The sequence below is a fragment of the Vreelandella lutescens genome (assembly GCF_014640815.1).
Classification (GTDB): Bacteria; Pseudomonadota; Gammaproteobacteria; order Pseudomonadales; family Halomonadaceae; genus Vreelandella; species Vreelandella lutescens.
In genome coordinates this window covers 352,186-372,983 of the sequence record NZ_BMHM01000001.1, presented here as the reverse complement: position 1 = coordinate 372,983, position 20,798 = coordinate 352,186, and the positions used below count along the sequence as shown (strand labels likewise).

Here is a 20,798-nt window from a genome sequence, read left to right as displayed (position 1 = left end):
CACAGGGCAGCGGTCTAGCCGCTGCCCTGTTAGTCGCTTACTCAGCGCTACCGTCAGGCTGGTCGCTGGCGTCACTTGTGTCGCTTGTTTGTCCAGCCGCACGTTGATGTTCACCGCCGGACGGACGAGGCTGCTCACCACGCGCAATATCATGATGGCTAATGACCACCACCTCGCGAGGCCACCATTGTGGGTGTTCATCACGGATATACGCCATTAACTTCTCACGCACGTTCATCTCAGCGGTCCAGCCTGCCATTGGGTCGGAAGTCATTAAGTAGCAGGTGACTGTTTGCGCATGGGCGGTTTGGCCAGTGACATAGCAGAGCAGCTTATGATGCTCAATCACGCTATCCTCTTCCTTGGCGAAGTCTAAAAACTTCTCGCGTATTTGTGAGATGTCGGCGCTTAGGTGCAAGGTTAGCTCCAAGAAGCGGTACATCTTGGTGCTTTTCACCGAGAGGTTTTCAAACGGCTTAGAGGTGAAGTACGTAACCGGGACAATCAGCCGCCGCTCATCCCAGGAGCGCAGTCGAATAAAGGTATAGAAAATCCCTTCGACATAGCACCACTGCCCCTCGAAGATGACCAAATCGCCAATACGGATGGGTTTGGCCAGCGAGAGCTGAAATGATGAAAGGATGTTGCCCAGCACCGCTTGTCCCGCAATACCGACCAGTACCGCTAGCACGCTGGCCGAGGCCAGAATAGAAAGCCCCAAGGATTCAAACAGCTGAATTTGCCCCAACACATACACCGAAACCGCCACCACGGTAATCAGGATAATCACCCGGCGCAGCGCGTAAAGCGAGGTCAGCAGTCGGCGCTTATCCTTAGGCTTGGTATCGTCAATCTCCCCCACTAAGCGACGCGTCATACGTAGCATGATGGTATCGACCAGCCGCAGCGCGATGGTGCCAGCGCCCCAGGCCATAATGGCAATCAGTAGCACTCTAAACGTGGTGGTGGCCACCGCTGAAAACGACACCACGTAATCAAGCAGCATCTGGGTGACCAGCGACACCACAATCATCGCGACGGGCACGCCAATTTGGTCGGCAAAAATAGTGGAAACACCCGCGGGTAAAATGCGAGCAATTAGCCCTACCACGTAGTAGGCAGCGATGCCTACTACGCCAATAGTGATCAGAAAAACCGGGATCGCCAGCCATTCCCAAATTTTCAGCACGCCAAATGATGCTTTGAACCGCTCAGGAATATAGCTCTCTAGCATGGAGGGGCCGTACTCTTCATACAGCGCCGGGATAGACGAAACACTCTCTGGCATAATTAGCCATACGGGATCTTCGTCACCTACCCGGTAGCGGCCTAGCCTCACATCGTAGGCTTGGCCCTTCACTTGCAAAGCAGCCAACTCGATGTTGCGTCGCGGCTCGCCCGCCATAGGGTTTTGACCGGAGGGATCTTCAATAGCCGCATCCTGGCGGCCTGGCAGATTAGAAGCATTTAGCCATTCGCCACGCCTTAAAACCTCAGCAAGCTGCTTAGCCAACTCCGCCCCCTGCGCTGGCTGCTCGCTGGGGTCAACATCCGCCAGATTCAATAAGTGCGCCGCACCAGCGTAATTGTCATCTTCGGTGAAGCTTAAAAAGCTGCGAATGGTCTCCCGGGGCGACATACGTTTCGCCTCTTCAGGCACTTCGTCTAACCCCGCATTGATCGCATCCATGGTGAACCAACGCGGATCCTCGCTCTCATCGCCTTGCGTTTGCGCCATGCCAATGCTGGAGAACATAAGCATAACGGCCAACACCCCCCAAACGGGCCACGAGCTGTAATTTTTCATACTTGCCTTATTTAGTAAAAGTGAGCCAATCCCCGCCATCAACCAACGGCTTACGCCGTGCGCCCACTTAAATCCGTGGGCTTATCCGTGTCGATGGTTGGTCAAAGTACAGACCACGTTACCCTATCAGGCAAGCAAGAGGGCTACCGAGCGGTCTGGCCAGGGAAAGGAACGAACTCTTCTGCATCACCAGGAGGAAGCCGAAACCGACCATGTTCAAAGTCACCTTCGACCCACGCCTGCTTGGCCGCCTCTAGTTTTTCACGGGAGGAAGCGACAAAATTCCACGAGATATAGCGCGGGCCGTTGAGCGTTTCACCCCCCAGCAACATCAAACGTGCGCCCTGCTCGCCGGCCACTACGGTCATCGCATCGCCCGGCCTAAAGACCATCATACGCCCTGATTCAAAGCGTTCTCCCGCCACTAAAATAGCGCCTGATGTCACATAGAGCCCGCGATCCTCATGGTGATCAGGCAGCGGCAGTTTGGCACCTGGGGCCAACACCGCATCGGCGTAAAACATCTCCGAGAAAGTCTGCACAGGAGAACGCTCGCCCCAAGCGGTGCCCAAAATCAGGCGCACTTCTTTGCCTTCGCCACTCAGCAGCGGCAGCGTCTGTTCACCGTGATGGGCAAAGCTGGCGGGCTTGTCCTCGTCGGCCTCGGGAAGCGCTACCCAGGTCTGAATCCCAAACAGCGAATGCGCCTGCTCACGGGTGGTGGGGCTAGTGCGCTCGGAGTGGGTCACGCCGTTGCCTGCCACCATCCAGTTCACCGCACCGGGATAGATCATCTGGTTAGTGCCCAGGCTATCGCGGTGCTGAAACTCTCCTTGGTAGAGGTAAGTCACCGTACCCAACCCAATATGAGGATGAGGGCGTACATCAATACCCTCCTCACGGATAAACTCCGCTGGGCCCATTTGATCAAAAAAGATAAACGGCCCCACCATTTGCCGTTTAGGGGCAGGCAGAGCGCGGCGCACTTCAAACCCGCCGATATCCCGTGCACGGGGCACAATCAGCGTTTCAATGTCCTCCAAACAGCCAGCTGCGGGGCAGCTCGGCTCGATATCAGGCATCCAGCTCATCACACATCTCCCGTCAGAATTGGCGTCCCTTTAGGGTATAGCCGAAACAGCACCACGCTGCTCTAAAGAGCGCTTTCATTTCTCACCTAAACGATGAAACGACTCATCGTGCAGCGCGGTGAGCAGCAGTTTGCCTGCTTCATTAACGCGAAACTCACCGTAGTGTGCCGCTTCATAGCGCTCGGCGTGGCCCTCCTGAAAGAAGAAGGCATTGGTGGCAAAGCGTACCTGGCCATGGCGCAGGCGAAAGTGTAAGCGCCGCTCATCCGCTTGTAGCGGCGTGCCGTCGTCAATTCGCTGGAAGTGGGCCACCTGAGTGTTATCAATGCGAATAACGACCTCGCCATCCATAGAAGCAGCGAGGTTCTCGGTGTGCTGATACAGCTCGCTTTGCAATCGATTCGCCAGCGCAAAATTAAGCGCCATGTAATCGCCCTGCATCAATGAGCGCGGGTCCACCGGGGCAAGCTCTAAATAAACCACGTCCCCTTGGGCGATATGGCGCTCTTTCTGCCAAATAGCACTGTTGACCACGACCAGAACCGCTAGCGTGGCCAACATCACCACCCATCGAAAACGCCTCACGCTAGTGGCCATGCTGTTCACGTCCTTTTGTTGTCGCTAAGCGCCAGCGTTGCAACCCCCAGCGCAGCGCTAACAGCACGCTGCCCAGCACACACAGCAGCGCTGCCTTGTTAAGTAGCGAGACATCTAACCAGTAATAATAAGCACTGACTGCCGCCAGCAGCAGAAGTATGCCGCTGGCCATTAACACCCGATGGCTAATCGCAACGCCCAGTAGCAGCACCGCGATGCCGCTACTCAGCCCCGGCACAAAATAAGAGAGCACCGCCACCAGCAGCGCAACACTGTAAGCCACCCCCGTTACACTGCGGGAAAGCGAGTGGCAGCCCATCGCCGTATGCACTACCCAAACCAGCGCCACGCCTGCCAACGCCGTACTGATGCTGCGGCTGAGCATCGGGGAAAGCGCATCAAGCTCCACAAAGCTGCCTAGCCACAGCGCCTGCCCTGCATGGGCAACGCCTTGCAGGATGAGCACGCCGACCAACAGGCCCACGCCCCAGGCATGCATATCGCTCAGGCGCTCCGGCCAGCGAAACTCGTTCAACCACAGCCCCACCAGCGCTAATACCACAAGGCTACTGGCCACTTGCATGATACCGCTGGCGGCAAGCGCAAATTCCAAGGCTAGGCACGCCAACACCACGGCCACAAAACGGTGAAGGCGGCTTGGCATACACGCTGCCAAAACAACCTGCATGATCACTAGCGCCCAGCCAAAGCCCGCAGAAAAGCTAAGCGCATCCGCTAGCGGCCACGCCATCAAAAGCTGCCCTGCCAAGCTAAATGCCAGCGCCATATGTTCCATGACATCGCTATCGGATGAGCGTCTCAGCAGCGCATACGCGCCTAGCACCATTAATCCGCCTACCAGTAATGCAGCGAGCGGGCTCTCCAGCACCCACACCACCCCGGTGGCAATAAATCCCAGCAAAAACAGCGCGGCCAGCCAGCCCGAAAGCGCCTGAACGCCGCGTACAAACCAGGGCATGGAATGAGTGGCAGCGGCCCGTTCGTTCAGCACCACTCCCGCTTGTGTGAGTGTTTGCTTCAACGGTGAGTCTTGTTGGTTCATTGGATAGCCTCACGGTGTAGGCGTTTTAGCCACGCCACGGCTGCCGCGCCCAGGGCAAACACCGTCACGGCGACGATGAGCAGCCCTCCCGCTTCGCCTTGGCCCTCCCACATCACCAAACGAGCCATGCAGAGCGTCAGCACTGCGATAAGCGATACGCAGCCACCCGCCAGCATAAACAGATCCAACCGCCACCACCGGTAAACGCCATACAGCGCAGCCAACCAGAGGGGGTAAAGCAACGCGCTTAGCGTGACGCCAAAGGCGAGCCCGGCCACCCAGCTCATCATGAGCAGCGTGATAGGCACGCCCGCGCCCAAGGCCAGTACGCGTATTGCCCAGCGCCCTGGCCACGCTCGCCGTTGTGCGCCCCACTCCCACACCGCTTGCGCCGCCACGTTGGCTACCCAAAGCCCCCATAAACCCGACTCCCCAGCGAGGAAGCTGCCATTCACTCCCCAGCCCCATACGCTAGCGTGAAGCCATATTGCTAGGTTCACCACGCCCACCCACACCAGCCAAAGCGGGCTAAAACGCGCCGCCCATACCCACGGCAGGCCCAAGACGGCCCAGGCAAAAAAGAGCTGCCACGGGTCTGCGCCGGTTTGGTACACCTGCCCCACCAGCGCCAGTAGAACGCCCAACAGAACAAAGGCAGCCGTGAGCGCTACCCGGCTCACCCAAACATTCGCAGGCCGCCAAACCGCCACGCCCACGGCTACCAATAACACCGCCTGCACCAAGCCAAAACGCAGCCAGTGCCCCATCGCCACCCAGTGATAAGCCACGAAAAACAGCACAGCAAAGGCTAGCGCTAATGCACCAAGCCACAGCAGCAGCCTGTCCAGCAGCTCGGCCCAAATGCGCGGTGTGGGAGATAAACCGGCTATGACAAGCGCCTGCGGCACCTGTTTAGGAGAAATACACCCTTGCTCAACCAGCGAGACAAACTCACGGCGATTCGTGGTCACGACGGTTCCTTATGAAATGAGCATAAACGAAGTCAAGAGACTAATAGCTTTATGCCTAATCAGCCTAGTTGGCAATATTGACGAGAGCAGCTGAAACGAACACTGGCGTTCATGCCGCATTCAGAGAATCCAGATATGCTAGAGGCCATTTTTAATCCTAGTGAGGAGCACCGACATGGCAGTCATCTCTTGGAACGCTGGCCGTTGGGTACCGGCGCTGGCCCTAGTGTGGGTCACCCATAGCGCGCTCGCAGAGCCACCGCTGCGGGTCGAACAGCTACAGCGCTGCGGCAACTTACTGACCCTCGACGTTCAAGAATTTTGCATCAGTGTCAGAGGGTTAGAGGGTAGTGATTTCCAAGTGAAGCTCAATGGCTCAGTGCTCCCCCACGACAACGTTCAACAAGACAACGGCCTCCTGCGCGTTAGCATTGAGCGTGAAAGCACCGATAGCGGCCCACTGTGGATAGAGCAGCAGGACCACGCCAGCAACCCCGTGTGGCTCACTCTAAAAGGCAGCCATGTTGTCGCGGCAACGGCGCAGGAAGTGGCCGATAACATGGACGGCATTAGCACCTATATCAACTTGGTCAGCCTCATTATCGAAGAGAGTTACGAGGGTGCCGATGAGGCTCAGCGCTTAGCCGATAAATACGACGCTGAGATAGTAGGGATGATTCCACCGCTGAACACGTATCAGCTGCGCCTGACTGCCAATAATCTGGATGAGCGGGATGCCCTGGTGCTGCGGCTAGGCAATGAAGTGAGCGTCGATGCGGTGGTCACTGAAGAGTCCGGTGCCGAAGAGAGCATAGAGCGTGAAGCAATCACCACGCCCCCTGCCGCCGAGGATGACCAGGAGTGGGCCTCCAACCGCTTTTTGGATGCCGTGAACTTCTATCAGCGGCGCATTGGGCGCGGGGGTGATGAGATCGACACCCATCCGATCCGCATCGGGGTGATTGAGCGTAACGTCGATTTTGACGCTCCGGACTTCGCTGACCACCTGGGCGACTGCCGAGCAGACGCCCAACGCACCTGCGTTTATGGCCGCGATGCCGACAAGCCAGATGGCCATGGCACTACGGTCGCGGGAGTCTTCGCCGCGGCCTGGAACGAAGGCGGCAACAGTGGCTTTCTGCGCGGCTTAGACGACGTGGGCCCTGGTTTTGATGTGATCGTTGACCGAAACTCGGATGCGGGCATTACGGCTAATATTGCCGCCTCGGTGAATCTGGTTGAAGACGGCGTGCGCGTGCTCAACTGGAGCTGGGGCATCCATCGCGTAGGAGCCATGGATGTTAACGGTGAAGAGGTGGATTCCCTGATGCGCTCAGGTATTGCCATGAGCGGTTACGAAGAGCTGCTGGAAGAGTTCTTCCTATGGCTGCGCGAGGAGCACCCTGACGTCGTGGTGGTCAACTCTGCGGGGAATGCCTCGTCGTTTTCCAGCAGAGACGAGTACCGCCTGCCCTCCTCGTTCGTCACTGACCAGCTCTTTGTGGTGGGCGGGCACGAACGCAGCGAACAGGACGTGCCGGTTAACGACCCCGGTTATGCGGTAAAACGCAACGCCTCCAATATTGATATGCGTGTGGATATCACCGCCGCCGCCTGCGTGCGCGGCTCCTCGTTAATAGCCGACGAGCAGGGCGAGGCGCATTGCGGTACGTCTTATGCCACGCCGTTGGTGGCAGGCCTGCTAGCCGCAATGATGTCGATTGACCCTGCGCTCACCCCGGCACAGCTACGCATGCTGCTAAGGCGCAGCGCCATGACCATCGGCGAAGAGTACGATTTTGAGCCCACCGATGCCGACGACCTCACCGCCCCCATCCTGCCCTCAGAGCGCGCCAACGATCTGAACCATCCGGATATTGGCCTCTCTGCGCGGCTCGATATGTACAAAGCGCTCGATTTAACCGTTCAGAGCTTGAGCCGAGAACGCTAAACCCGCTCAGCAAAACGCCCACCGAATAAGGTGGGCGTTTGCGTTGGCTTGGACTCGCGAGCAGCGTGGCAAATTAACCAAACACGCGTCGCAGGTGAGTACGGTAAGCGGCTTTATCGCGCTCTACGTCTGGCACCTTCATCACATCGTTGGCAATAAAGGTCGGCTGAGCCGCAAGGCCAATAAATTCCTGTGATTTATGGAACGGGAAGTACACGCCATCGACGCCACGGCCTTCAAAGAAGTTATCCGGCTCGTTGAACGCCTCAATCGGCGCGTTCCAGGTCAATGACAGCATGTAGTGGCGGCCTTGCAGCAAGCCACCACTGCCGTAATGCTTGGTCGGGTCTTGGCGCGTGCGGCCATCGCTGGCGTAAAGGGAACCATGACCTTCAGTGAAGACTTCATCAATGTAGCGCTTTACGGTCCAGGGGGTACCCATCCACCAGCCGGGCATTTGATACACAATGCTGTCCGCCCAAAGGAAGTTTTGCACTTCGGTAGCGACCTCATAGCCCTGTTCGATGACCGTTTCACGCACCTCGTGGCCCAGCTCTTTCAGCGTATCAAGCGCTACTGCATGCAGGGTATTGTTGAGCTCACCGCCAGAGTGGGCAAAGGCTTTACCGCCATTGATTAACAGTATTTTCATTACTTAAACCTCACCGGGTATCGTTGTTGCCCCGCGTAACAAGGGTAGGCAGGGCATTAAGTGGCGAGCATTGTGCAGTGCAAGGCAGAAGAGAAAAACCAAACATTTGGCAATATACTTTTGCGTTAAAATCAACAATCAACCTTTTATCGAGGCATTTCAAACCAACAATGAAAAGCACTTTAGAAGAGCAGCAAGCGTTTATCACCGTGGTGGACTGCGGCTCCATTACCGCTGCTGCTGAACGGTTAGGCATCACTGTTTCTGGCGTGAGTCGCGCGTTGAATCGCCTGGAACAGAAACTCGGTACCACGCTGCTGCGCCGCACGACCCGCCGCTTAGAACTAACAGAAGAGGGAGATACCTTTCTTAGCCACTGCCGACGCATCCTATCCGCTGTAGAAGAGGCTGAGGAAGCGCTGCTCGACCGCCACGACCAGCCCCAGGGCAGGCTGCGGGTGAATGCCGCCCCCAGTTTTATGCAGTTTGTGATTGTGCCGGTGATTGGTGAATTTCGTGCCCGCTACCCAGGCATTACCCTAGAGCTGGATACCCACGACCGCTTCGTGGATTTGCTGGAGCAGCGAGTCGATTTGGCCATTCGCATTGGCACACTGGAAGACTCCTCGCTTCATGCTCGCCCACTCGGCCATAGCGCGCTGCGGGTGCTGGCCAGCCCCGCCTACTTAGCCCGCCACGGCACGCCGCAGCAGGTAGAAGAGCTTTGCCATCACAGCCTGCTCGGCTTTAGCCAGCTGGAGCATTTAAACCACTGGCCGCTGACCTGCGCCGATGGTAAGCGCTTACATATCACGCCCACACTCGCCGCCTCTAGCGGCAGCACGCTGCTGGAGCTAGCACTCAAAGGCGAAGGGATCGTTTGTTTGGCGGACTTCATGACCCGCGCGCCCAGGCAAAACGGTACGCTCGTCGACGTCCTGCCCGACCACACCGAGCTAATCACACAGCCAATTAATGCCGTTTACTACCGCCAGGCCACGCTTTCCCAGCGTACCCGGCTGTTTATGGATTTTCTGGCAGAGCGCCTGCCTCGGCAGTACACCAGCGATCCTGCACGGCTTCCTGATGGGCAACAATAGCAGTGTAAACGCACAGCTCTCTTGCTTACCGGCACTCACTATAGTTTATTAACGATGATCGCCCCTAGCCGATGAGAGCCCGTTTATGCCCGCCGCCAAGACGTTCAACGCCCCGTATCTACACACGCCTCTACCTCATGGGCACGCTTCTCATGGGCCCGGCGCATGCTGCTGTGGCTCACCCATGCTGCAGCAATTTCATGAGCGAATCATGGCCGACCTTAGCCGACGCCAAGTGCTGGGCGGCACCGCTGCGGTGATGGCGATGTTTGCCGGGCTCAGCGCGCCCTCGGTGGTAAGCGCGCAGCCGCGTCAAGCCAACGGCCCGCTGCTGCTGACCAATCTACAGCTGTTTGATGGTAGTGGCAGTGCGGTGCAAAGCGGTGTTTCAGTACGTATTGAAGAAGGCCGGATTCACTCCATTCTCCCCGCCGATGCCGCCGCCGAAGGGGCGGAAGTCTTCGACTGTGGCGGCAGGCTACTGATGCCGGGGCTCATTGATGCTCATTGGCACACCACGCTGGCGGCCATTACCCAAACCACCGCCATGACGGCTGATGTGGGCTACATTCATCTGGTGGCAGCCCAAGAAGCCAAACGCACGCTGATGCGCGGAGTAACGTCAGTACGTGATGTGGGCGGGCCTTCGTTTGCGCTGCAACGCGCTATTAACGAAGGCATTGTGGATGGCCCGCGAATCTTTCCCGCCGGGGCGATGATCTCGCAAACCTCGGGGCACGGCGATTTCCGCATGCGCCATGAGATCCCGCGAGGCACGAACACCCCACTGAGTGAACAAGAGCGCCAAGGGGTCGCCGCCATTGCCGATGGCGAAGATGAAGTGCTGCGCCGCACCCGTGAGCAGCTCATGTTAGGCGCTTCGCAAATCAAACTGATGGCTGGTGGCGGCGTTGCCTCGCTGTACGATCCACTCGACAGTACCCAGTTTACCGAGCGCGAACTGCGTGCCGCCGTAGATGCCGCCGACGACTGGGGCACCTACGTAATGGTGCATGTGTACACTTCAAGGGGCATACAGCGAGCGCTAAGGGCAGGCGTCAAATCCATTGAGCACGGCCAACTGGCCGATGAAGAAGCCGCCCGCATGATGGCAGGCGAAGGCGCATGGTGGAGCCTACAGCCATTTTTACAGGACGAAGATTCCAACGTTTACCCCGACGCCGCCCGCCGGGAATCTCAGCGGCAAGTGGCAGAAGGCACGGTGCGCGCCTATGAACTCGCCCAGCGCTTTGATATTAAAACCGCCTGGGGCACTGACATTCTGTTCAACCCGCAAAACACGCCCAACCAGCTGCGCCAGCTAGCCAAACTCACCCGCTTCTACGACCCGCTCACCGTGCTGGCCATGGCTACCGGCCGCAATGGCGAGCTGCTGGCGCTTTCCGGCCCGCGCAACCCCTACCCCGGCATATTAGGCAAGATCGAACCCGGCGCCTGGGCAGACCTACTGCTGGTAGATGGCGACCCCAGCCGCAATCTCGATTTTCTGCACGACCCAGAGCAAAACCTGCGGATGATTATGAAAGGCGGGCGCATTTATAAAGACACCCGCTAAACTCGTTTTAAAAACCTTAAGATCAAAACTCAAGCTAAGGTTAAAACCCCAGTAAACGGCGGCGCAGCGGCCTAATAGCCACCAGCGCCAGCGCTGCCAAAGCCAGCCACTCTAACCAGAGTGGCAGCAGCTCTTGCACTTGGCTGGCCTGCTCCACCGGATTCCAACCGGCCATTCCAACGGCTACATCAAACAGCCAACCCACCAGCACGGTGACGATTAGCACGCTGGCAAAGTAGACCGCCAGCGCCGCATTACCCAGCTCGCGGCGCAAAATGGCCAGCGTGGCGAGGCTGGTAATTGGCCCCGCCAGCAGGAACACCAGCGCCATTCCTGGCGAAATACCGGCCAACAGCAGCCCCGCCGCCACCGGCGTGGCGGCCGCGGCACAGATATAGAGCGGAATGCCTACCACCGCCATGAGCAGAAGCGCCCAAAATCCGCCCGAAAATTGCGCCAGCGTATCTGGCGGCACCAGCGTCACTAGCACGCCCGCCAGCAGCAGCCCGGCAAACATCCACGCGCTGATATCATCCAGCAGATCACTAAACGCGTAACGCAGCCCCGCTTTTAGGCCGCTAGGTTCGCCTGCTTCAGTGTGGTGGTCATGGCAGCCATGCGACGAACAGCAGCCACTCTTAGCAACAGGCACAACGGCCTCTGCTTCGCGGGTAAAGCCCACGAGTAAGCCTGTCACAATAGCCGTCACCAACGCCCCGACAACGCGCACCATCGCCATTAGCGGCCCAAGCAGCACGCTGGTGAGCAAAATCGAGTCCACACCCACGCCTGGGGTGCTGATCAAAAACGAGGTGGTTGGCCCACGCCCTGCACCGCCCCGGTGAAGCGCAATGGCGGTAGGAATCGCCCCGCAGGAACACAGCGGCAGCGGCATGCCAATCACTGCCGCTCGCACAATGCTTCCCAGGCCGCGCCCGCCCATCCAGCGCTGCAGCAAGCTTTCTGGCAACCACGCCTGGATTAACCCAGCAATCACTAGCCCCATTAGCAGCCACGGGGCCGCTGTTAGCGCGATTTGAAGCAGCTCGGTTAGTAGCGTCATGTCGTCACCTGCTTGTCCAGGGTGGAAATAAGGACTAGCCTAAACCCTGTCATCGTTACAGGGTCAAGCCATGACACACGCCTATCGCATCGGAGAAGTGGCCACCCGCACTGGCTGCTCGCCGGAGAGTATTCGCCACTACGAAAAGCTCGGCCTGCTAACGCCTCCTCAGCGCGGCGAGCAAGGCTACCGCCTATACGACCAAGCGGCGCTTGAGCGCATCAACTTTATTCGTCATGGCCGCCACCTGGGGTTAGACCTGCACAGCATTCAAGAGCTGCTAACGCTTTCCGACCACCCCGACACCGACTGCAGCGCCGCCGACGACATCGCCAGCCGCCACTTAGCTGAACTAGAAGCCCGCATATCCAAGCTACAGGCGCTAGCGGATGAGCTACGCCAGGTAGTGCACCAGTGCCGGGGCGGCAAAGCCGCCGACTGCCGTATTATTCAAACGCTATACGAGCACCAGCCCACCGTTAGCGAGCGAGGCAGTAATAAAACGATTGCACACCCCAATACCTAGCCCCTTATATTCAGAGAGCTACCGAAAAACACGCAGCCACCCGCCACGCTAGCAGCGAGGCAGCAGTGCCTCTAACGTTACGAACGCCCTCTATCGTGGCCGTTCCTACACGGTAACTACCGCTAATTACCCACTACTGCACCGCAGCAGTCACTCACCATCTGCGTTCGCTCATCACTTTTCTTCTAGGCATTTATATCTAGATACTGTTCTCAAACAATGGCTTAAAAACATTAGACCTCTCTAAAAAACAACCAAAGTATCTCTCAATAGAGTGTAATTTTTATCCATTACATCCTTTCTCACCCCTCCCAAAAGCTCACTTTAAAACATAAGAATATATTTAGATTAAATCTGAATATCAGAAATTGACCTATATCAATTAATGACGACTGAATTGACATTGTTTCACAATCAAAACCATACAAACCCAACTTAAGTGCTTACAATCGCGCCGCCACTCACAATAAACCCTCTACCCCTACTCAAAATCACATGCAGAAGCACTAAGGGAATCCGCCATGAGCAGCCTCATCCATAACCTTTCCATCAAAAAAACACTCACTATTGTGATGGCCACATTGGTTTTATTTATGCTTCTGCTCTCTGCCCTGAGCATTGTCATCAACCAAAACGGATCCCTAGCACTCCGTGAGATCGCCGACGTGGGCGTGCGGCAGATGAACGCCATCAACCGCTCAGAAGCTAACCTCACCCAAGCCAACGCCAGCACCCGCGAATACCTGAAAGCCTGGGAAGACGGTGAGCCTGCCAGTGAAATGAACCGCTGGAAGTTAGAAACAGAGACTTATTTAGCCACGGCACAACAGCGCATAGAAGAATTTAATACCATCGCCTCCCCTCCCGAAAGCGAGCGAGAAGCGCTAGCAGCAGAAGCGAACCACATTTATCAAGCGTATACGAGCCAGTTAAACAGCGTGCTGCAAGCGACCACATTAAGCGCTGCCCAGAGCGCGTGGCTGCCTATGATGGCGACAAGACGGGATTTTCAGACCACCGTTCGTGATTTTGTAAAACTGGCCGAAACACGCACTGAAGAAGTACTAACAAGAGATGAAAACAACAGCCAAATCAGCTTATTTGCCACACTGATTATTGTCGGATTAGCGCTCATTATGGTGGTGCTAGCCCGGTTAGTGATTGTTAAAGCGATCATTAACCCGATCAACAATACGGTTGAGCATTTAACTGCTATTGCCAGTGGCGATTTAACGCAAACTATTCAGCGGTTAGGACGTAATGAAATTGGCGTACTGCTCTCTGGGCTGCAAGAGATGCAGTCTCAACTGACCAGCATCGTCAAAAGCCTGAAGTTAAACAGCGATAATTTATTTACCGGCACCAATGAAATTTCGGTTGGCACACAGGATTTATCATCGCGTACAGAAGAGCAGGCTTCAGCCCTACAGGAGACCGCCGCCAGCTTGGATGAGCTGACCGCGACGGTCAAAATGAACGCCGATAACGCCGCAGAAGCCAACAAGATCACCTCAACCGCAGCGAAAACCGCCCACACCTCCGCAGAGGAGGGCGAACAAATGCTGGCGATGATGCGTGAGCTAGAAGACAACGCCACCAAGATGGGTGAGATCGTCGGCATTATTGACGGTATCGCTTTCCAAACGAACCTACTGGCGCTGAACGCTTCAGTAGAAGCCGCACGTGCAGGCGAACAAGGCCGAGGCTTCGCCGTGGTTGCCAACGAAGTACGCCAACTCGCCAGCCGCAGCTCGCAATCTGCCAGCCAGATCCGCTCGATGCTGGAAATCAGCCGTACTAAAACCGGCGAGTGCTCTGGCCAAGCCCAGAAAAGTGGCGTCACTATCCGCGAGCTCGCCGAAAGCGTCAGTAAAGTGTCCGCCCTGATGGCAGAGATCACCCAAGCCTCTGAAGAGCAGAGCAGAGGCATTGATCAAGTGAATATCGCCATCTCACAAATCGACTCAGTGACTCAGCAAAACGCGGCGCTGGTGGAAGAGTCCAGCACCGCAGCGGCCTCGCTGGAAGGCCAAGCCAAACAGTTGGCAGATATTACCGCTAAATTTACCATCACTGCCTACGCGCCCGCCCGGCAAGAGCAGCTAGCGCCTTCGGCCACCTACACACCCGCCCGCAGCGCCAAACGGGAAACCGAAGCGCTTGAGCTGGATTGGCAAACGTTCTAGCGCCTTCCTAAACGTCTCCCCCTACCTTCCAGGGCGGCCAACAGCCGCCCTTTTTCTATGTTGCTACGCCAGCCTTGCCGCCCAGGCTCATGCCGCTCGCCTTTCGGCCACTCCTCGGCTAGGGTGATGAGATTCCATCGTCAAAAGGAGCAGCACATGATTGAAACAAGGGAAGAACTCGACGCCATTAAAAAGTCGTGCCAATCGATGGTGACCAAAAGCGCGGGCCTTTCCGCAGGCACTGCCATCATTCCCGTTCCAGGGCTGGACATTGGCTCGGACGTCGCGATTTTGATGCGCATCATCCCCAAAATTAACAGCAAGTTTGGGCTAACGCCGGAGCAGATCGAAAGCCTAGACACCGAAAACAAGCTGTTTGTCATGACCGCTATTTCCAATACCGGCAGCAAAATGGCAGGCAGATACATCACCAAAAATCTCATTCTTACGCTACTTGGCAAGATGGGGGTCAAAGTTGCCGCCAAAGGCACCTCCAAGTTTGTGCCTTTCATCGGCAGTGCCGTGGCAGGAGGCATCAGCTTTACCGCCATGAAATACATGGGCAATAGCCATATTGATGACTGCTACCACGTTGCCCTCGCCGCGCTTGAAAAGCGTCAGTTGGAGCACATGGCCGACGTAGAGAGCGTGATAGAAGCGGATGAACCGCCCCACGTCTGACCTTTCCCAGACATGAATCCCATAGCCACGCTTCATGGGGCAGCGCCTCTAAGCGGTGGTATGCTTTAGCGACTTTTCATACTGCGTAGGAGAAAGGCATGCCCGCTTATATCGTACTAACCCGTGAACACACCCACGACAGCGAAGAAATGCAGCGCTACAGCGAAAAAGCCAAAGCCGCCCGCGAAGGCCACGACCCACAGCCGCTGGCATTTTATGGCGATTTTGAAGTGCTAGAAGGGAGCGCGATGGAGGGTGCCGTGATTTTACGCTTCCCCGACATGGCCGCCGCCCGCGCCTGGTACCAAAGCCCCGCCTACCAAGAAGCCCGCAAGCACCGCTTCCTGGGTGCTGATTACCGCGTCTTTTTGGTGGATGGCATCGAAGAGGCTTAATGGGCAAAGCCCCCGCTGCTCTAAGCGGGGGTTAATGAGCTCCTATGATGGAAGACCCAGAGTATTCGTATGGGCAATCTTACATTGAGGGGACTTAAAGAAAGCTAGTTTGCTTCCGGTGGCACCAGTGCTTCCGGCACTTCGATACCGATCTCGCGATAGTAGCGCAAAGCGCCAGCATGCAATGGCGTCGCTGTATTCTCTACGGATATCTCAGCAGTCATGCCCTTCGCGGGGGCGAAAGTGCGGCCTAAATCGTCAACATTCTCCCAGTAGGCACGGGTAATGTCATAAGCTGCTGCTTCTGACAGGTCTTCGGTGGCAGCAATACCAATGTAGGAACCCAGGGTATTCACCTCTCCCACATCACGGTAAGTGCCCTCAGGAATGACTGCGCGAGACAGGAAAGGTAGCGCCTCAGTAGCCTTTGCTACTTGCTCGTCGTCAAGTGAGAGAATATGAAGAGGCCGTGCAGAGTGCACCTCGGTGAAAGCAGGAATAGGTGGAATACCGTTATAGCTGAAGCCGATAATGCGCCCATCAACGACCGAGTCAGCGGCATCACTCATACTCATACGTTGATAATCTGGGGATATGTTAAGTGCATCAAACACAAGCTCGGTAATATATTCACCGCCGCCGCCAATACTACTGGGGTTGAAGCGTTCACCGTTGAGCTCTTCAAAGGTTTTAATACCGCTATCCTGTCGCACAGCCCAGTGCATAGTCGAAGGCGCTACCCACAGCATCATGCGCATCTGATCCATGGCATTGTTCTCATAACGGCCTTCACCGTTATATGCCTCATAAGCACCCGGCGCATCAACCAGCGCCAGATCAATCTCACCGTTTCCCAATCGGATTGTATTCTCGCGAGAGCCACCCGTTTCGCGAACAGATATCTCTACTGACGAGTTAGCACTCACAATACGCGACAGCTCCGAGTAACCGAAATACCAGCCTGAAGCGGCTGGAGCTACGCCAATGCTGACGGCCTCGCTAGCCACAGCCGGTGCCGTTAGCGAAGCAGCCAGAAGTGCTGAAGTCAGTGGTGTGGTGTACCGATTTATGAATAAGCGACAAGTCATGCGGTTTCTCCTTGTTATGTTTGTATGAGCCAACTTATTGAGCTGCTACTGCTTAAGTTAAACAAACATCAGCCTGCACAATCACCAGGCCGTTAGTGCACAAGCGCAATGGTCATCTGCAGTCTCCCAATGAGTGTAGCTTTTTAAGCAGGCGATGAAACCGGATACATTCGGCTCATATATTGAGCCGAATAGACTCTTTATTCGGCTCAACCTTCTATTTCTCGCTTTCACTCACCCCAACAGCAGGTCGCGTTCAATGGGAATAAACTCGCTCGCGGCGTTGATGAGCGAGGCGGCGGTGAGCTGGGGTACGCCATAGACCTCGACGCGTTTGCCGTGCACCTCGCGAATTTTCTGGGCTAGCAGATCAAAATCGCCATCGCCGGAGACCAGCACCACCACATCTGCTTTCTCGGCGTACTCGATGGCATCGAGGGTGATGCCCACGTCCCAGTCGCCCTTGGCGGAGCCATCCGCGCGCTGGATGAAGGGCTTGAGCCTGACATCAAAACCAATCGAGCGAAGGATATTCTGAAACTCACGCTGCTTAGCGTCGCCCTTATCAATGGCATAGCAGCGGGCGGCCACCACCTCCCGGTTAGCTGTTACCTTGGCCCAGAAACGGCGGTAATCGAAGTGTTTTCCGTAGGCCTCGCGCACGGTGTAATAGACGTTCTGGGTATCCACGAAGATAGCAACGCGTGTCATGGCAAAAGCCTCAGCAGGTAGTGAAACGCCAGCCTCTTGGGGCTGGCGTTAGCAAGCGTGTATGGTACCGCGCCGCTATTTAGAATGCGCCCGCTTGGCAGGAACGAAACGCAACACCCCCACCACCACTGAGCCCACCAAAAAGCCAATCACCGCCGAGCACAGCGTATTGAAACTCCAGCCCAGCGTGCCACCTAAGGCCCCGGTGGCCTCGCGAATGCCTAGCTCGATATGGTGTACCCATTCATAGGGCGCGCTGAACCAGCCCGTTCCCTCGGCTCCCAAATTCACCATCAGAATATGCCCACCTACCCAAAGCATGGCGACGGTGCCCACCACCGAGATGGTCGCCAGCACCTTGGGCATGGCCGTGACCAAGCTACGGCCCAGGGCTTGTACGCCCGAATGATCCCGCTGGGCGAGCTTCAGGCCCACATCGTCCATCCTGACCAACAGCGCCACCACGCCATACACCAGAACAGTGATCACAAACGCGACCACCACTAAGCTGACTAGCTGTGACCAGAACCCCTGATGAGACACCGTCGCGAGCGCAATCACCATAATTTCCGCAGAGAGAATCAGGTCGGTGCGAATGGCACCACTGACGATTTTCTTCTCGGCTTCCGGCCCTTTTTCGACCGCGGGCTTGTCATCGTCATGCTGGCCCGAGAGCTTATGCCACACCTTCTCTGCGCCCTCAAACGCCAAGTAGGTACCGCCTATCATCAGGATGATCGGCAGTAGCCCGGGCAAAAAATGGTTCAGCAGCAGCGCCGCCGGTAGGATAAACATCAGCTTGTTGCGGATAGAACCCAGCGCGATCTGCTTCACAATCGCCAGCTCACGCTCTGCCACTACCCCGTGCAAATATTGCGGCGTCACCGCCGCATCATCCACCACCACCCCAGCCGCCTTCGCCGTCGCACGACCAGCGGCGGCGCTCACATCATCCAGTGATGCTGCGGTCAACTTCGCCAAAGCGGCAATGTCGTCCAGTAATCCTATTAAACCGCCAATGGCCATGGGTGCTTCCTCCGTGAATAAGCATTGCAGACAGTAAAGCACACGGTGGCTGGGGCGGGCGGTCTCTTTCGCATCCCGATTTGCACCTCTTATCCCAGCAAGTGCTCCAGCTCATGGCGTTGCTCAGCATGTTTCGAGGCGTTATCGCTTTTCAGTTTTTTTAGGTTGATGAGTTTCCAGCGTACAGCAGGCAGATTGGCTGCTTCTGGGCGGCCGATGGCATCAAAATCCGGTATACCGTCATGCAGGCTCAGTAAGAAGCGTTTGGTATTTTCATCAAAACGTGACTGAATATCCGCAATCAATCGCTTACGTATGCTCAACAGTTCTTCGAGGCTAACAGGAGTTCTGGTCATACCCTCAAATTCTTGTGTATAAGGCTGATCAAGATCGATGAGGTTTGAATTCAATAGCTCATGTGAAGGGCGCGAAGACCTCTTCCTTAGCAACATATGGAAGGATACGTACCAGTAGCGCAACCTGCGCCTCATAAATCTCACGTGCCATCGCTAGCCCCCTCCCCCGTAAATTCTGCAGGCACCATAATACGATAGCGTGGATGAATCTTACCGCCTTTGACGAGTGCCCTATCGCCACTGCCAAGGTTGAACGCGGTGGCATCAAGACGCTTGCGCCAAGGGTGGTCATGGCGATCCGCAAAGACAAAGAATAGCCGCTTTACCTTAATCTTCTTACAACTGTGCAGTAGTACGGACAGCACTTTTGGGCGTAACGTCGTCAAGCTCTCAAAGAGCATATCGAGGTGATGAAAGCTCTCGTGGTCGGGCAGCTCATCCATAGCTTCCATCACCGCCCTTTCGGGCATCGACATATTAAGCACCCACTCCCATGGCAGTGCGTCTTCATCACTGTTTCTCTGATTAGCTAGCCCTAGTGATGAATCAGAAAACAGTGACGTGTTGCGGATTTTGATGGGGGCGGTAAGTGGTAGCTTGCCGAGCCAGCTAGGGATCGTATCACCGTAGACCCAAACAGGCGCATTGCTGCCCAAACGTAAATAATGATCATACCCCTGCAAGGAGAGTGCCGTGGTGCCACCGATATGAATGTCATAACGCATGATGTGCTGCATGGAGAGCAGGCAGGTTTTCCAATCGATGGCTGTGCTGGGCGCAGGACGCCGAAATACGCCTCGGTTAACCCTCTCTAGCCAGCCGTTCTCGACGTATTTACGTGCCAGAAAGCGGCTAACGCCATGTCGTTCAAGCCAAGCGGTATCCGCCATAAACCCAGGTGGTATGGCTTCTAATAGATTCTTTAATATTGATTTATTTTGTGTACTCATAGGACACAAAGTAGCATCCAACTAAAGGAGCTACCACACTCTACTTTGAAAAATATAAATTTGGTGTACCCATAGACCACAAATTACCAGATTCATAAAGCAAAAGAACGGTATGCTTATTTACTTGTTTGTTTTCAATCCTGATACTCCCGCTGAGACTCATCGCCATAGCCTATGCTCATTAGCTATCAGGCAGCGTGATTTGCCCCATTAGATAAGGCGCAACGCGGCCTTTAATCATCACGCGCTCGCCTTCTACCACGCAGCTCAGCGCGCCTTGACGTGCGCCACCCTGGCGGGCAGTCAGTGCTTGCTTACCTAAACGCGCTGCCCAGTAAGGTGCGAGCGACGTATGCGCCGAGCCGGTTACCGGGTCTTCTTCCACGCCGACCTTGGGGCCAAACCAGCGAGACACAACATCCACGTCATCGCCTCTCGCAGTAACAGCCACACCTCGCCCTGGCAGCTGTTTAAGCCGCTGCATATCCGGTGCAAGGCGATCAATCACACTCGCCTCCTCGACTACCACCACAATGTCATCCGAGATCAGCAGTTCTTCGATTTTGATACCGCCCAGGGCAGCGGCTACTTCCGCGTGCATGTCTAGCGGTGAGAGCGTTTTTGCGGGGAAATCCATCACCAGCACATCGCCTTCACGGCGAACGGTCAGTACACCGCTCCTGGTTTCAAAGGCCACCGCCTCGGCCACCACTCCCAAGGCATGAAACACCACCCACGCCGCCGCTAAGGTGGCGTGGCCGCATAGATCCACCTCCACCGAAGGCGTGAACCAGCGTAGGTGATAGCCCACTTCCGTGGGTACGAAAAATGCGGTTTCGGACAGGTTATTCTCCGCTGCAATGGCCTGCAGCAGCGCATCATCCAACCACGCCTCCAGCGGGCACACGGCTGCAGGGTTGCCTTCAAAGGGTTTTGAGGCGAAAGCATCTACTTGGTAGAGGTCGATTTTCATGGGTTATCCCAACGCAAATAAAAGAATCTCATCAA

General features: G+C 56.1%; 20 protein-coding genes. 7 read left to right on the top strand and 13 right to left on the bottom strand.

What is annotated here, in order from left to right; genetic code table 11:
* Nucleotides 1–37 precede the first annotated feature (37 nt).
* The 5 genes from IEW65_RS01745 to IEW65_RS01725 form a co-directional block, all read right to left on the bottom strand.
* Nucleotides 38–1,807: a mechanosensitive ion channel family protein gene (locus IEW65_RS01745; protein ID WP_188637792.1), complete on the bottom strand. Its 1,770-nt coding sequence runs from the start codon at nucleotides 1,805–1,807 to the stop codon at nucleotides 38–40.
* Nucleotides 1,808–1,950: 143 nt separating this feature from the next.
* Nucleotides 1,951–2,898 carry a pirin family protein gene (locus tag IEW65_RS01740; protein ID WP_188637791.1) on the bottom strand — a complete coding sequence of 316 codons (948 nt, stop codon included), beginning with the start codon at nucleotides 2,896–2,898 and terminating at the stop codon, nucleotides 1,951–1,953.
* A 75-nt stretch (nucleotides 2,899–2,973) separates the two neighbouring features.
* Nucleotides 2,974–3,495, bottom strand: a complete 522-nt coding sequence (locus IEW65_RS01735; protein WP_188637790.1) for a GDYXXLXY domain-containing protein — start codon at nucleotides 3,493–3,495, stop codon at nucleotides 2,974–2,976.
* Nucleotides 3,485–4,558 carry a DUF4401 domain-containing protein gene (locus IEW65_RS01730; RefSeq protein ID WP_188637789.1) on the bottom strand — a complete coding sequence of 358 codons (1,074 nt, stop codon included), beginning with the start codon at nucleotides 4,556–4,558 and terminating at the stop codon, nucleotides 3,485–3,487. The genes IEW65_RS01735 and IEW65_RS01730 overlap by 11 nt, the downstream gene beginning before the upstream one ends.
* Nucleotides 4,555–5,529, bottom strand: a complete 975-nt coding sequence (locus tag IEW65_RS01725) for a DUF2157 domain-containing protein (RefSeq protein WP_188637788.1) — start codon at nucleotides 5,527–5,529, stop codon at nucleotides 4,555–4,557. Before IEW65_RS01725 ends, IEW65_RS01730 begins: the two co-directional genes overlap by 4 nt.
* 175 nt (nucleotides 5,530–5,704) lie before the next feature.
* On the opposite strand from IEW65_RS01725, the gene IEW65_RS01720 reads away from it, so the two are divergent.
* Entirely contained in the window at nucleotides 5,705–7,480 is a 1,776-nt protein-coding gene (locus IEW65_RS01720) for a S8/S53 family peptidase (protein WP_188637787.1), read from the top strand.
* Between the two features lie 73 nt (nucleotides 7,481–7,553).
* Here IEW65_RS01720 and IEW65_RS01715 read toward each other — a convergent pair whose 3' ends face one another.
* A complete protein-coding gene (locus IEW65_RS01715) occupies nucleotides 7,554–8,132 on the bottom strand; it encodes an NAD(P)H-dependent oxidoreductase (RefSeq protein ID WP_188637786.1) in 579 nt (192 codons plus the stop codon).
* 170 nt (nucleotides 8,133–8,302) lie between these two features.
* Here IEW65_RS01715 and IEW65_RS01710 point away from each other — a divergent pair, with 170 nt between their 5' ends.
* Nucleotides 8,303–9,232, top strand: coding sequence for a LysR substrate-binding domain-containing protein (locus IEW65_RS01710; protein ID WP_188637785.1), 930 nt, complete (start codon nucleotides 8,303–8,305; stop codon nucleotides 9,230–9,232).
* A 211-nt stretch (nucleotides 9,233–9,443) separates the two neighbouring features.
* On the top strand, nucleotides 9,444–10,808 hold the full coding sequence (locus tag IEW65_RS01705) for a metal-dependent hydrolase family protein (protein WP_229755448.1): 1,365 nt from the start codon (nucleotides 9,444–9,446) through the stop codon (nucleotides 10,806–10,808).
* 40 nt (nucleotides 10,809–10,848) lie between these two features.
* Here the strand turns inward: IEW65_RS01705 and IEW65_RS01700 are convergent, their stop codons facing one another.
* Entirely contained in the window at nucleotides 10,849–11,871 is a 1,023-nt protein-coding gene (locus IEW65_RS01700; protein WP_188637783.1) for an SO_0444 family Cu/Zn efflux transporter, read from the bottom strand.
* Between the two features lie 70 nt (nucleotides 11,872–11,941).
* Between IEW65_RS01700 and IEW65_RS01695 the strand changes: the two genes are divergently transcribed.
* The 4 genes from IEW65_RS01695 (at nucleotide 11,942) to IEW65_RS01680 (ending at nucleotide 15,659) form a co-directional block, all read left to right on the top strand.
* Nucleotides 11,942–12,397, top strand: coding sequence for a MerR family transcriptional regulator (locus IEW65_RS01695; protein WP_188637782.1), 456 nt, complete (start codon nucleotides 11,942–11,944; stop codon nucleotides 12,395–12,397).
* Nucleotides 12,398–12,918: 521 nt separating this feature from the next.
* Nucleotides 12,919–14,583, top strand: a complete 1,665-nt coding sequence (locus IEW65_RS01690) for a methyl-accepting chemotaxis protein (protein ID WP_188637781.1) — start codon at nucleotides 12,919–12,921, stop codon at nucleotides 14,581–14,583.
* A gap of 156 nt (nucleotides 14,584–14,739) precedes the next feature.
* Nucleotides 14,740–15,264 carry a hypothetical protein gene (locus IEW65_RS01685; protein ID WP_188637780.1) on the top strand — a complete coding sequence of 175 codons (525 nt, stop codon included), beginning with the start codon at nucleotides 14,740–14,742 and terminating at the stop codon, nucleotides 15,262–15,264.
* A gap of 98 nt (nucleotides 15,265–15,362) precedes the next feature.
* Nucleotides 15,363–15,659 carry a DUF1330 domain-containing protein gene (locus IEW65_RS01680; RefSeq protein ID WP_188637779.1) on the top strand — a complete coding sequence of 99 codons (297 nt, stop codon included), beginning with the start codon at nucleotides 15,363–15,365 and terminating at the stop codon, nucleotides 15,657–15,659.
* 104 nt (nucleotides 15,660–15,763) lie between these two features.
* Here the strand turns inward: IEW65_RS01680 and IEW65_RS01675 are convergent, their stop codons facing one another.
* From IEW65_RS01675 to IEW65_RS01650, 6 genes are all read right to left on the bottom strand, one after another.
* The gene (locus IEW65_RS01675) at nucleotides 15,764–16,747 is read right to left on the bottom strand and encodes a TAXI family TRAP transporter solute-binding subunit (RefSeq protein WP_188637778.1); all 984 of its coding nucleotides are present in this window, start codon (nucleotides 16,745–16,747) and stop codon (nucleotides 15,764–15,766) included.
* A gap of 234 nt (nucleotides 16,748–16,981) precedes the next feature.
* Nucleotides 16,982–17,458, bottom strand: a complete 477-nt coding sequence (locus IEW65_RS01670) for an NYN domain-containing protein (protein ID WP_188637777.1) — start codon at nucleotides 17,456–17,458, stop codon at nucleotides 16,982–16,984.
* 75 nt (nucleotides 17,459–17,533) lie between these two features.
* Entirely contained in the window at nucleotides 17,534–18,484 is a 951-nt protein-coding gene (locus tag IEW65_RS01665; protein ID WP_188637776.1) for a DUF808 domain-containing protein, read from the bottom strand.
* Nucleotides 18,485–18,573: 89 nt separating this feature from the next.
* Entirely contained in the window at nucleotides 18,574–18,840 is a 267-nt protein-coding gene (locus IEW65_RS01660; RefSeq protein WP_229755447.1) for a hypothetical protein, read from the bottom strand.
* A gap of 140 nt (nucleotides 18,841–18,980) precedes the next feature.
* Nucleotides 18,981–19,790 carry a type IV toxin-antitoxin system AbiEi family antitoxin gene (locus IEW65_RS01655; protein ID WP_188637775.1) on the bottom strand — a complete coding sequence of 270 codons (810 nt, stop codon included), beginning with the start codon at nucleotides 19,788–19,790 and terminating at the stop codon, nucleotides 18,981–18,983.
* Nucleotides 19,791–19,971: 181 nt separating this feature from the next.
* Nucleotides 19,972–20,763 carry a PhzF family phenazine biosynthesis protein gene (locus IEW65_RS01650; protein ID WP_188637774.1) on the bottom strand — a complete coding sequence of 264 codons (792 nt, stop codon included), beginning with the start codon at nucleotides 20,761–20,763 and terminating at the stop codon, nucleotides 19,972–19,974.
* Nucleotides 20,764–20,798: the final 35 nt, after the last annotated feature.